The 11,748-nt window shown below is 33.2% G+C and carries 13 protein-coding genes, 1 tRNA gene and 1 other RNA gene; 4 read left to right on the plus strand and 11 right to left on the minus strand.

All coding sequences use genetic code 11. The features are described from left to right. Nucleotides 1-117: 117 nt before the first annotated feature. From QZV68_RS05395 to QZV68_RS05405, 3 genes are read left to right on the plus strand one after another with little or no spacing between them, the layout of a single operon-like run. The gene (locus QZV68_RS05395; RefSeq protein ID WP_296879317.1) at nucleotides 118-1,671 is read left to right on the plus strand and encodes a radical SAM protein; all 1,554 of its coding nucleotides are present in this window, start codon (nucleotides 118-120) and stop codon (nucleotides 1,669-1,671) included. A 57-nt stretch (nucleotides 1,672-1,728) separates the two neighbouring features. Further along, nucleotides 1,729-2,838, plus strand: a complete 1,110-nt coding sequence (locus QZV68_RS05400; protein ID WP_296879319.1) for a pyridoxal phosphate-dependent aminotransferase — start codon at nucleotides 1,729-1,731, stop codon at nucleotides 2,836-2,838. Next, nucleotides 2,839-3,747, plus strand: a complete 909-nt coding sequence (locus QZV68_RS05405; protein WP_296879321.1) for a cation diffusion facilitator family transporter — start codon at nucleotides 2,839-2,841, stop codon at nucleotides 3,745-3,747. 9 nt (nucleotides 3,748-3,756) lie between these two features. Here QZV68_RS05405 and QZV68_RS05410 read toward each other — a convergent pair. The 9 genes from QZV68_RS05410 to hdrC all read right to left on the minus strand — a co-directional run bounded on the left by QZV68_RS05410 (nucleotide 3,757) and on the right by hdrC (nucleotide 9,322). Further along, nucleotides 3,757-3,840: transfer RNA gene (locus tag QZV68_RS05410), tRNA-Ser, on the minus strand. A 64-nt stretch (nucleotides 3,841-3,904) separates the two neighbouring features. Beyond that, nucleotides 3,905-4,220: signal recognition particle sRNA (gene ffs / locus QZV68_RS05415), an RNA gene on the minus strand. A 152-nt stretch (nucleotides 4,221-4,372) separates the two neighbouring features. Next, entirely contained in the window at nucleotides 4,373-4,762 is a 390-nt protein-coding gene (locus QZV68_RS05420; protein WP_296879323.1) for a CBS domain-containing protein, read from the minus strand. A 1-nt stretch (nucleotide 4,763) separates the two neighbouring features. After that, the gene (locus QZV68_RS05425) at nucleotides 4,764-5,654 is read right to left on the minus strand and encodes a 2-phosphoglycerate kinase (RefSeq protein ID WP_296879325.1); all 891 of its coding nucleotides are present in this window, start codon (nucleotides 5,652-5,654) and stop codon (nucleotides 4,764-4,766) included. 107 nt (nucleotides 5,655-5,761) lie between these two features. Continuing rightward, nucleotides 5,762-6,451, minus strand: a complete 690-nt coding sequence (locus tag QZV68_RS05430; protein ID WP_296879327.1) for a metallophosphoesterase — start codon at nucleotides 6,449-6,451, stop codon at nucleotides 5,762-5,764. A 10-nt stretch (nucleotides 6,452-6,461) separates the two neighbouring features. Beyond that, a complete protein-coding gene (locus QZV68_RS05435) occupies nucleotides 6,462-6,989 on the minus strand; it encodes a DUF2096 domain-containing protein (protein WP_296879329.1) in 528 nt (175 codons plus the stop codon). Continuing rightward, a complete protein-coding gene (locus QZV68_RS05440; protein WP_296879331.1) occupies nucleotides 6,986-7,252 on the minus strand; it encodes a DUF749 domain-containing protein in 267 nt (88 codons plus the stop codon). The genes QZV68_RS05435 and QZV68_RS05440 overlap by 4 nt, the downstream gene beginning before the upstream one ends. 192 nt (nucleotides 7,253-7,444) lie before the next feature. Continuing rightward, on the minus strand, nucleotides 7,445-8,341 hold the full coding sequence (gene hdrB / locus QZV68_RS05445; protein ID WP_296879332.1) for a CoB--CoM heterodisulfide reductase subunit B: 897 nt from the start codon (nucleotides 8,339-8,341) through the stop codon (nucleotides 7,445-7,447). A 21-nt stretch (nucleotides 8,342-8,362) separates the two neighbouring features. Next, nucleotides 8,363-9,322, minus strand: a complete 960-nt coding sequence (gene hdrC / locus QZV68_RS05450) for a CoB--CoM heterodisulfide reductase subunit C (RefSeq protein WP_296879334.1) — start codon at nucleotides 9,320-9,322, stop codon at nucleotides 8,363-8,365. A 184-nt stretch (nucleotides 9,323-9,506) separates the two neighbouring features. On the opposite strand from hdrC, the gene QZV68_RS05455 reads away from it, so the two are divergent. Then, nucleotides 9,507-10,250, plus strand: coding sequence for an archaeosine tRNA-ribosyltransferase (locus tag QZV68_RS05455; RefSeq protein ID WP_296879336.1), 744 nt, complete (start codon nucleotides 9,507-9,509; stop codon nucleotides 10,248-10,250). Here QZV68_RS05455 and QZV68_RS05460 read toward each other — a convergent pair. Both QZV68_RS05460 and QZV68_RS05465 read right to left on the minus strand, forming a co-directional pair. After that, on the minus strand, nucleotides 10,242-10,664 hold the full coding sequence (locus tag QZV68_RS05460; protein ID WP_296879338.1) for a PsbP-related protein: 423 nt from the start codon (nucleotides 10,662-10,664) through the stop codon (nucleotides 10,242-10,244). The genes QZV68_RS05455 and QZV68_RS05460 overlap by 9 nt on opposite strands. Nucleotides 10,665-10,667: 3 nt before the next feature. Next, a complete protein-coding gene (locus tag QZV68_RS05465) occupies nucleotides 10,668-11,582 on the minus strand; it encodes a hypothetical protein (RefSeq protein ID WP_296879340.1) in 915 nt (304 codons plus the stop codon). Nucleotides 11,583-11,748: the final 166 nt, after the last annotated feature.

An 11,748-nucleotide genomic window follows, 5' to 3' on the forward strand; every position in this document is an offset into this window, starting at 1 on the left:
AGCATATGATTTTGTTTTATAAAAAAATTAGGCAAATTATTGTTTGCATATTAAAAATTAAGTGCAAAATTACGAATTATATCAAAAATAAATAATTAAAATTAAAATTGAGATAATATGTTATATGAAAAAAATACCTTTCAAAAAAACCACAGAAATATTGACATTCGCGTGGGATTGGCATATCCTAATGTTTACAAGACTGCAATGTCCTCACTAGGCTATAACATATTATACAACAAGCTTAATGAAAGAGAGGATAGCTGGTGTGAAAGAGTAATCTTTCCAAATTCAAAAACCATCGAGTCAAATACTCCAATGAAATATCTTGACATCATCAGTTTTACATTGCAATTTGAAGAAGACTATTTCAATGCATTGGAAATGCTGAAAAATGCCGAAATTCCCCTTAAAAGAAAAGAACGTGACAAAAATTATCCTCTAATCATAGCAGGAGGACCATGTGCAACAGCAAATCCAATGCCCCTGTCTGACTATATAGATGCATTCATTATCGGTGAGGGAGAATATGTCCTTAGCGAATTTTTAGACACATATCTCAATTCTAAAAAAGACCTCGAGAGCTATCTGAAAATATCAGGAGTTTACATTCCAGAGTATAACAACAAAGCAAAAATTTCTCTGGTTTCCGATATGAATATGGCATATCACATAACCGAGCCGGTAATTAGCAGAAGCGATGATGAAAGTTATCAAACCGTCTTCAACAACACCATAATGCTAAATGTTTCAAGAGGTTGCGTTAGGGGATGCAGATTCTGCATGTCCAGCTATCTTTACAGGCCAGTTAGGGAAACAAACTATGAAAAGTTAATTGACATAGCAATCAAAACCCGACAAAATACTGGGTTGAATAAAATTACGTTAATCGGTGCGGCAGTATCTGACTACAGCAATCTGGAAAATCTAATTGACGGACTTGAAAAAGAGGGTTTTCAGATTTCAACACCATCGCTTAGAATCGAATCAATTACCAAAAAAACATTAGAAACACTGAGACAAAGTGGACTTAAAACAATAACCCTTGCACCAGAGTCCATCAGCAGGTTGCGGAAAGTGATCAATAAAGACATACTGGATGAAACAATTTTTACAGTAATAAAAAATGCTGTTGAATTGAACTTCAAAATTAAGCTGTACTTCCTGATTGGAATTCCTGGGGAAAGCATGGACGACATTAAAGAACTTGCAGAATATATGAAAAAAATAGCGAATATGCATTATAATATTAAGAATGTAAAATTCAGTGTGAACCCATTAGTTCCAAAACCGCACACACCACTGCAGTGGGAAAATTTTGATTTTAAAGATATCAAACATAAAACAAGATATCTCAAAAAAGAAATGAAAAAATACAACATAAAGTGCGAAAGTCCTAAAAAAAGTATGATTCAATATATACTATCTTGTGGAAATAGGGACGTTGGTGGCCTTATTGAGAAATCATTGTCAAAATCCCCCACCCTCAAAGATTGGAGGGAACTACTCCCAAAGTACAATATTGATGATGAACTGCCATGGGACAATATTGATGTTAGTGTAGAAAAAAGATTTTTAAAAATAGAACATTCACGACTAAAAAAATTAAAGCAAACACCATGGTGTGAAACTAACCCATGCTATAACTGTGGGGCATGTGAAAAAAAATAATTACTAGAAAAAATTAAAATTACTATAATAATAAATAATACAAAAGAGGTAAAAATTATGATTAATCCAGCGAGTAGAACAAAAGTAATAGAACTGTCATTAATAAGAAAAATGTTTGAGGCAACAAAACCTGGGGCAATAAACCTAGGAATTGGTGAACCTGACTTCGATGTACCTCAAAATATTAAGGATGCTATGAAAAGATCCATTGACAATAATGACACACATTATACCCCAAACAAAGGGTATATTGAGTTAAGGGAAGAAATAGCCAAAAAATTCAAAAATGAAAATGGCATTAACACCGACCCTGAAAACATTATTGTGACTGTAGGAGCCAGTGAAGCATTATACATAAGTGCACAGGCATTTATGGAAAGCGGTGATGAAATACTTTTACCAAATCCTAGTTTTTTATTATATGAAGCCTGTATTAACCTTGCAGGAGGAAAAATAGTGCCTGTTGATTGTAAAATGGAAAATGAATTTAAGTTGAAAGCTGAGGATGTTTTGGAAAAAATAACCAGCAAAACAAAAGCAATAATTTTAAATTCACCATCCAACCCTACAGGAGCAGTTATGGAAAAAGAAGACATAAAAGCAATAGCAGATTTATCAATGGACCATAACTTCATGATTATTTCCGATGAGATATATGAAAAAATAATTTATGATAAAAAGCATTACTCTCCTGCAAGATACAGTGATAATGTCATTACAATAAATGGATTCTCAAAAACATATGCAATGACAGGATTAAGGGTAGGCTATCTGACTGCAAATGAAGCCCACTGCGAAGAACTCTTTAAAATTCATCAAAACAGCATTGCATGCTCCAATTCGACTGCACAAAGAGGAGCGTATGAAGCATTGACCGGTCCTCAGGACGAAGTTCATAAAATGGTTAGCGAATTTAAAAGAAGACGAGACCTGATTGTTTCAAGACTTAATGAAATGGGCTATGAAACAGTAAATGCTGAAGGAGCATTTTACGTATTTCCAAAAATTGAAGATAAAGACTTTGTTAAAAAAGCTGCTGATGCAGGAGTAATAACAGTTTCAGGAGCCGCATTCGGATCTAACGGTGAAGGACATGTCAGAATGTCTTATGCAAATTCCTATGAAAATATCAAAAAAGCAATGGATATTTTAGAAGATGGTGTATAAATGGATGAATTTAGAAACAAAGCCGGTAAAAAAGCAGCTACAGTAGCTATCATTGCTAACTGCTTTTTAACTGTTTTTAACATTGCAATAGGCATGATAGCCGGAAGTTATGCATTAATATCTGAAGGAGCACACACTTTATCCGATGTCATAACATCCATTATAGCTTATCTGGGGTTTAAAATAGGTCAAAAACCGGCTGATGATGAACATCCTATTGGTCATGGACGTGCAGAAGCAATAAGCGGACTGGTAATTGTTATTTTTTTAGTATTGGTGTCCTACGAAATCATGTTAGGTGCAATTGAAAAGCTAATCAATCCATCAACAATTACAGTACCCGAAACAATAGCTGCAATAATGGCCATTTTCGGAATAATCATCAACTTCGCCGTAAGTGAATATATCATAAGAATAGGAAAACAAATTAATAGTCCAGCCATTGTTGCTGATGGAAAGCATCAAAAAACAGATATTTTTGCATCAATTGCTATTTTGGCAGGTGTTATCGCATCAAATCTAGGTTTTCCTATAATCGATCCATTAGTAGGATTAATAATAGGATTTTTTATTTTAAAAACTGCATATGAAATTGGAAAAGAAAATATCGACAACATCATGGGAAAAGTCCCATCAAAAGAACTTATAAGCGAAATTGAAAAAGTTGCAAACAATTCCACACCAAAGGCTCAAAATGCACATGAAATTAAAGTTGATTATTTGGGTTCCTACGCAACAGTTACCCTGCATGTTGAAGTCGATGGAAGCATGACATTGGATGAAGCACATAAAATTATTCATATTATTCAGAATAACATTACTCAAGAGATACCTGAAATAAAATATGCAGTAGTGCACGCATGCCCAATTGGATTAGAGTACAACCATGACCAAGAAATAGACAATTAATAATAAAAACGCCGGGACCGGGATTTGAACCCGGGTGGTCGTATGACCATCGGATTAGCAGTCCGACGCCGTACCAGGCTGGGCCATCCCGACATATGAAAAAAACAAGTATAATAAATTATATGTTGAAACTTATTTATAAACTTAATTATTTATATAAATGGCATGTCCAGAAGTGGACTAATCTCAAAAATATAAGTGATCTAAAAAATCCAACTCCACCCCGGGATTCTACAAGCATCGAATGTTAATGGTAGAGCTGCTCCCTTCCGGGCCTGACCCGTTCCCATACCGAAGATGACTAATTTTTACCCTCCAGTAAAAATCTCACCACCACCAATCCTGCAGGACGAGGTTTCTATGTTGTTTTTTCTAGGCTTACACTCTTTTAAAAAGCCGCCTCCTGAACTTCAACTGCACCAAAGGGGGTGTGTGCTTACAGAGGACCCCTAACCCTCCAGTCTAGCCACTAATAATATATGATATTAATATTATATAAATGTTATCAAAAAACCATTAAAAAATAAAAAAAATCAGTGAAAAAATATTTTCTAGAAAAAAATATATTATAGTAACTAACTAAAAAAGCTTAAAAAATGAATAAAATAAATAAAAAAAATGTAAATTAAAATATCTCTTGAATTATATCCCCATCAGAAATAATTCCAACTAATTTACCATCTTCAACCACAGGAAGTTGATTTAATATTCCTGAAGATGAAACACTATCTTTCATTACCTTAATTACAGTTTCGAGTGTGTCATCAGGAGATATTGTAATCACAGATCTAATCATTATTTCCTCAACACTGGTTCCCAATTCATACTTATCCAGAATTAAGTTATGCCCTACATCTGTTGCAGTTATTATTCCGACTAGCTTATCGTCCTCAACAACAGGAAGAGAACTGATTTTATATTTCATCAACTTTTCAAAGGCATAAACGACATCAATATCTGAAGTAGTTGTAATTACATCAGTAGTCATTATTTCCTTCACTTTCTTGTTTAACATTTTATTTTCCTCCAAATTCTTCGAGAATATCATTTACCATGATATCAATTGTCTTGTTAATATCCACATTATTAATTATACGCGCATCATGAATTTTTGCTTGCTCAACTAAAAAGTCTTGAGTTTTTCTGATTGTTGGGAAATATTCCATATATCTCTCGAGAGACCTTTTAACCCAAGGTTGTCTGCATCTTGAGTAAAATCTCTGTTTGTGAGACTCTTCGTCATCAACAGTTAAAGTGAAAATGATTATATTGTTATTTTCAAGTAATTCTGATTTTATAAAACCAGGCACTATATGGACACCTTCAATAATTGTACTTATTCCCTCTTTAATTGACCTTTCAATAATCGCTTCAATGCCCACATTGACAACATCAACGTGACTAATGAATCCTTCAACAACAGGATCCATTCGAATCGAAGGAGTTCTTATGCTTTCATATGCATCAAAACTGGATTTATGAATAACAGGACTTAATTCTTTAGATATTATCTTACGCATGACTTCCCTAATCATATCCGTACTGATAAGGTTTTTTAATCTTAATCTGTTAGCCAATTCAAATGCCATTGAAGAAGTTCCAACACCTGATGCTCCACCAATCAGAATGATTAAAGGTTTTTTTGAAGTCCTGAGAGACCTCCAATTACAGTATTTTTTGGCTATATTAGGGTCAATATTTTCAAGATGATTCAAAACAACATTCGCCAAATCGTAACTGTTAATTTCAGTAATATTATTCTTTATCAATTCTGCTTCAATGCCGCTAGCAATCTCATGCGCTCTTTCAGTCCCTAAATCCGCAACATTAAGAGAACGAGACAGAATTCCTTTTGAAAATGGTTCTTTATACTGTTTACCATCAACGTTTCCAATAACCCAAATCATAATATCACATATAGAAATCTGATTTAATATTTTGAATTATTGTTAAATAAAATTTGTTATTTGATTCTCAAAATATAAAAAAAATAGAAGAAAATGAATAAGAAAAATTATTCATCTAAAGATATAAGGCTCAAATCATAATTGGAACCGTCTTTAATATCTATTAAAATAGCCCCATTATCTTTAAGCATTCCTGGATTTGCTACATCGGTAACTGTACCAATTTTACTAATTGATTTAGCTTCATGAATATGTCCGCAAAGATTTATTTCAGGCTCAAATTCATGAATTGATTTTTGAATTCCGGAACTTCCCACATGTTCACCGTTTTCAACCCTGTCAGCTTCAGTATTGAAAGGCGGTGCATGAGTAACTAGGATTCTTACTTTAGGAATATCAGAATTGTAAACATAATCATAGTTAGCCAATAAATCATAAACTGCAGCATATATCTTATCGTCATCCATTTCTCCAGGAGTATCAAATGGAGTAGGATTGGATCCGCCAAATCCGAATAATATAGCATCCCCATAAGCAATAATATTATTATGAAGACAGAAAGATACCTCATTAATAGCATTGCAAATGCCGGTAGGGTCACAATTACCCGGAATAGCTATTACATCAACACCACAGTCAGCAACTTTATTTATAAATGTTGAAACAAAGTCTAAAGGACCGAAATCAGTAATATCCCCTAAAATTAAAACCAAATCAATATCATTATTATTCAAATAAGTGTATAAATTTTCGTTTTCTTCACCATGAACATCACTAATTGCTAAAATTTTAGTCATATAATCACCTCTATTCTTCTAAAAAGAATGATCCCATTTCTTTTAATCCCATTTGCAGGTCAGATTTATCACCATGCAATTGTACAGTTACATCATCATCAAATTCAATGATAAGACCATTCCACTCTGCAATTTCTTGAACTCTTTCTTCAGCCAATGGAACTTTTAAATTAATTCTACCTGTTGTCAATCCTGGAGGAGTATTTACAAGAAATCTTGATCTTGATTTTGCAAATTCGAACACTTCCTCTCCTCTCATGACCTGCTTTAATAAATCAAGCCAATGATCGACATATTCGTCTCCTTCTTCCTCTGCAATAGTTAAAAGAGTTCCTTGAATATTATTTAAAGACATTTCAGCTTTTGCCAAACCATTGATCAATTCAGGATGGGAAGGGTCTCTTTTATATGAACTAATTGAAGACCTAATCAATCCCATTTCAGGGTTAATCCCCTCAGGAATATCATATCCTTTCTTGTTCAAATCAGTAAGGAGATGATGTAGAACCAACCAATTTTGTTCAGAGGGTAAGCTCATAAATGTCCACCTATAATTTTTAAAGTAGTATGGTTAATTTTAGCATCAGCATCTTGTAGTTCTTGTTCAATCTCACTAATATTTTGATAAGAATCTAAAAATAATACATGATGAGTTGAAGTACCGGCAATGTTTAAAATTGCGATTTCATCGCTTTGCTTTAATTCTCTTTTTTCAATAGTTGCTTTGAATTGTACATAAGGCTCATATTCTTCTGGAAGGTCAGAATATTTGAATATGCCATCCAATGTTGCTAAAAACATAATTACACCTCTAATATATTTTAATTAATTTTATCTTGATAATCCTATATAAATATAATCACTAATTATTCGTATGGATACAAACAAAAAAAATAATTCATAAAAAAAAGGTTATCCAAAGATAACCGATACCCGAATTGTGTTTTCAATGCCTAAAAATAAAAAAATTAAAAGGATAAAAATCCTTTAAATTTATTTAGCGTTTTCACCTAATGCTTTTGCAAGAGCAGGAGTTGCATCAATTCTTTGAGCATCAAATGTTAACTCTTCTGGGGATAAGCCCATAGCTAATCCGTATAATTGAGCTAAGTGGAATACAGGAAGTGCAAAGTCAGTTCCGTATTTTTCATTAACTTCAACTTGTCCTTGGTCAAATTGTAAGTGACAGAATGGACATACGTTAACAATTGCATCTACTCCAGCTTCGGTCATGTGATCAAGTTTTTCTTTGGTGAAACTAGTAGTTACATCAAGGTCTCTGGATCTTAAACCTCCACCTGCACCACAGCACATCATTTTGTCTTTGTAATCTACAGATTTAGCACCGGTAATTTCAACGAGGTCATCTAAGATAGATGGGTTTTCTGCGTTGTCTTCGATACCGATTTCATCAGTAGGTTTTAAGAAGTGGCAGCCGTAGTGTACTGCAACATTTAAGTCTAAAGGTTTTTCAATTAATGAAGCTAATTTTTCAAATCCTACATCGTCTCTTAAGATTTGAGCAAAGTGTTTTACGTTGGTAGTTCCTTTGAATTCTCTTCCAACTTCTGCTAAGTTAGCGTTGATTTTTGCTTTTTTGTCTTCATCTTCTTTTAACATGTGGTTACATTCGAATAATGAACCGAAACATCCGTTACATTCGGTCATGATGTCAGCACCCATGTCTTCAGCAATAGTTAAGTTACGAGCTGCAATGGTAGCCCAGGTTTCTTCATCAAAAGAACCAAATACACCAGGAGCAGGACAACAAGATGCTCCTTCCATATCTTTTAATTCAATATCTAAAGCTTCAAATAATTTTCTGGTAGCTTTTTCAACACCAGGATAACGGTTGTTCATGATACAACCTAAGAAGTATGCAATTTCCATATTATAACTCTCCTAATAAATTTATTCTTTTAATCCACCGGTTGATTCATCGTAACCGATTAATTCGTCAAATCCAGTAAGTTTACAAATTTTTTGTACTTCTTCTAATGCTTCAGGATAAGCGTGAGTGGTTGGTGGAATTTCAGCAAGACCGATTTTAGCTCTTAAAGCTTTTGTAGCATCGTTGATTGGTACACCGTGACCGGTATTCATTACAAATACACCAGTCATTTTGTGAGGTTTTGCCATGTAACCAGCGTGAGCTGCAATGTTACGTGCTTTTTTGATAATTTCCACAATTTTAACACTTCTGAGACATCTTTCTTGGCAAGTGTAACAGGTAGTACACATCCATAAAGCGTCATCAGCAATAACTTCTTCTTTTAATCCTAATAAACATTTTCTGACAATTTGTCTTACTTTGTATGGAGTCCTTCTTCCAGATGGACAACTTCCACTACAAGTACCACATTGGAAACAGTGTTTAACAGTTTCGATTCCAGCATCGATGAACTCAGCAGTGAAATCTGGGTCACGATTACTATCATTTAATAATTCTTTATCAGTTAATAAAGTCATATTATCTCCTTTTGTATCTTTGTTTGATTTTTCTTCAACTTTTTGTTTAACATCCTCTTCAATAATCTCAATAGTCTCTTTGACTTTTTCTTTGATTTCATGAAGTTTTTCAACTTTTTCCTCTAAAGGATTTTCCTTTATTTCGGGAAGTTCCTCAACAACTTCTTCGTCTTCAGTTTCGATGTCACTCAAAGTTAAATCTTTTTTATCATCTTTTGGTTCTTCTTTTACTGTATTTTCTCTAGGAACAGTAGTTTTAGTACCAGAGACGACATCATCATTTACAACTTTTGAAGATGTAACTTCGACATCATCAGATGTGTTTGAAACATCAGTCTTGATGTCTTCTACATTTTTATTTTCTCCTTTAAATAGAGTTTTAAGACGATTTATAATAGACATTGAAAACACACCTCGGATAATCATTGGATAATTTCCTCAAATCCTTACTAATATTCTTTAAAGAAACATATATAAAGGTTACTAAAATTTTTGCTAATGTAATCCAAAAGATTACACCCTATAAAAAATTTTTATAAACCTAAAAAAAGAAAAAGTATACTATAACTAAAAAGGAACGACGCAAATGATAAAAAAATTCGAAATCAAATCACATGACGGACCTGGAAGAATTGGAAAAATCGATGAAAAACTGACTCCAAAAATATTCTATAGAAGCGATTTAAAAATCGCACCGAATGAAGGATCAGCATACAATATTGACCGAGAAATTGCAGAGTTCAATGTAAATGAAACTTTAAGATTGGCTGAAGAGAACGTGGATGATGCAGACATTGCAGTAATTCAGGGTTCCAAATACATTGATTTGAGAATTGAATGCATGAAAAGCCTGGAGGAAATTGGTTACAACGGATTTATTATTGCCAATGGAGATGCACTCCTAACAAATCCAAAAGAATTGGTTGAATTAGTCGTTTCACTTAAAAAAGAAGCACAAAAAACAAGTTATTTTATTTTTTCATTTGCAGAACTTTCATTCATGCCTATTTTAACATATATGGGAATCGATGGCTTTTTAGCTGATTCAACAAATTACTACAGTCATTTGAATGTTTTGCAAACACCAACAAAATCATACGATTTGAATACATATCCGATTTATGAAAATGTTTCTCAAAAACAGCTGGAGAAAATGAACATTGAGAATATGGAATTTGTGATAAAAGAAATCCATGCTCATATGAAAAATAATTCCCTGAGAAATCTGGTTGAAGAGAGATCAGGAACAACACCTCAAAACATTTCAACCCTAAAGATACTCGACAGGACACAAATGGACTATCTGCTTGAATACACTCAATTATTTTAAAATTTCAAAGGATTCGATAATATTTTTGAACTGCCTTTCGGATTCGCCTGAAACATCCAATGTCCTCAATTCGAAAATATAGATATCCCCATTCTCTATGAATACGTAAGTATGGATATCGAAATTGATTTCAGGAGTATCCATATTTGCATGCAATTTAATCGCATTCTTTTTGCTGATTTCAACAAAATCAGAAGCGATGATTACACCGCCATCATCTGAAATCGCATCCTCCATGAATATCTTATAGTCATCCAGATTGGTTGCAGTCGGAAACATCACAGCATTAATCAGATTATCAGAACCTTTGGACAATGTTGCAATACAATCAGGATTGGACAGGATATCTGCTTTTTCAACTTCCCATTCATCAGGATATTCAAAAGTGATTCTTCCAGTATTGAATGTCCTCATAGGTCATTCCTCTTTTTTAGATGTTACTTCAATAGTTTCAGGAGATTCCTCGATAGTGTCAATATATTTGGAGAAAGGTTCTGGAAGTTTTGGCATTACTTCTTTTAAGATTTCAGCTGCATCAAGCTCCAATGCCTGGCCTGAAAGTAACTGATTAACATCAAAGTCAAATTCAAACGGTTTTAGTAAATCCTCAGTAGGCACTCTCAGATTTATCTTGTTTTTGTTTAATATCATTTTAAGAGTGCTGGTATTTCTTATCTGCTCGTTCATGTCTTCAACAGTAGAATTAATATCATATGCAATAGCCTTGTTCTTCTCATTGACATCTTGTTTTGATTTTTCAATTGATTTTTCCAAATCCTTGACTAAAAGCGCATTTCTCCTATTGATATTATCACGAGCCTCGTCAATAACCACATTAATTGCATTGAGAATAGATTTATTGAGCTCCACATTATATGCCAAAATCATTTTATTCTTATAGTCAAGCTCTTTAAAAATAGCCACCCTTTCATCATCTATTCTGGTAATTTTCTTATTCAACTCATGAATCTCATCTTTAGCCTTTATGAGTTCTTCCTTATCTGTCAGCTGTTCTTTTAAAGAATCGACATCATCAAAAAAGGAACCTTTAAGTGTTTGAAGTTGATCCTGAAGATTGGCGATTTCATCATCCTTTTCCTGTATAATCTGATTAAATTCTTCAAGTTTTTCATCAGAAAACTGATTGTTCACCATATTTTCATATTCATCTCTTGCAAGAACCTTCACAAGTTCATTGTCTTCAAAAGGGTCTTCCTTCTTAAGGCTGACCTGTTTTTGCTTGGACTCTTTTTCAACTGTATTGCCATCTTTATCCTTACTATTATACTTTTTAGTATAAACTCTGACAGTTCTAAATTCATCACTTTCCATTATTGACACCACTCTATATTAATAAATAGATTAGTTTAATTTAAATAGTTAATTATTATTTACAGTAAAAAAAGAGGATGTGACACGAAGTCAGTATTTTTTTAATTTTATTTTGTTTATTTTTTCTTTAATTTTATATACTATGAAGTACAATCTTTTATTATAG

Origin of the sequence: uncultured Methanobrevibacter sp. (genome assembly GCF_902801725.1) — an archaeon.
Classification (GTDB): domain Archaea; phylum Methanobacteriota; class Methanobacteria; order Methanobacteriales; family Methanobacteriaceae; genus Methanocatella.

What these genes read in the sequence shown, in the direction of transcription:
- QZV68_RS05395 (WP_296879317.1), top strand. Translation starts at nt 118, where the DNA reads ATGTTATATGAAAAAAATACCTTTCAAAAAAACCACAGAAATATTGAC.
- QZV68_RS05400 (WP_296879319.1), top strand. Translation starts at nt 1,729, where the DNA reads ATGATTAATCCAGCGAGTAGAACAAAAGTAATAGAACTGTCATTAATA.
- QZV68_RS05405 (WP_296879321.1), top strand. Translation starts at nt 2,839, where the DNA reads ATGGATGAATTTAGAAACAAAGCCGGTAAAAAAGCAGCTACAGTAGCT.
- QZV68_RS05420 (WP_296879323.1), bottom strand. Translation starts at nt 4,762, where the DNA reads ATGTTAAACAAGAAAGTGAAGGAAATAATGACTACTGATGTAATTACA.
- QZV68_RS05425 (WP_296879325.1), bottom strand. Translation starts at nt 5,654, where the DNA reads ATGATTTGGGTTATTGGAAACGTTGATGGTAAACAGTATAAAGAACCA.
- QZV68_RS05430 (WP_296879327.1), bottom strand. Translation starts at nt 6,451, where the DNA reads ATGACTAAAATTTTAGCAATTAGTGATGTTCATGGTGAAGAAAACGAA.
- QZV68_RS05435 (WP_296879329.1), bottom strand. Translation starts at nt 6,989, where the DNA reads ATGAGCTTACCCTCTGAACAAAATTGGTTGGTTCTACATCATCTCCTT.
- QZV68_RS05440 (WP_296879331.1), bottom strand. Translation starts at nt 7,252, where the DNA reads ATGTTTTTAGCAACATTGGATGGCATATTCAAATATTCTGACCTTCCA.
- hdrB (WP_296879332.1), bottom strand. Translation starts at nt 8,341, where the DNA reads ATGGAAATTGCATACTTCTTAGGTTGTATCATGAACAACCGTTATCCT.
- hdrC (WP_296879334.1), bottom strand. Translation starts at nt 9,322, where the DNA reads ATGTCTATTATAAATCGTCTTAAAACTCTATTTAAAGGAGAAAATAAA.
- QZV68_RS05455 (WP_296879336.1), top strand. Translation starts at nt 9,507, where the DNA reads ATGATAAAAAAATTCGAAATCAAATCACATGACGGACCTGGAAGAATT.
- QZV68_RS05460 (WP_296879338.1), bottom strand. Translation starts at nt 10,664, where the DNA reads ATGAGGACATTCAATACTGGAAGAATCACTTTTGAATATCCTGATGAA.
- QZV68_RS05465 (WP_296879340.1), bottom strand. Translation starts at nt 11,582, where the DNA reads ATGGAAAGTGATGAATTTAGAACTGTCAGAGTTTATACTAAAAAGTAT.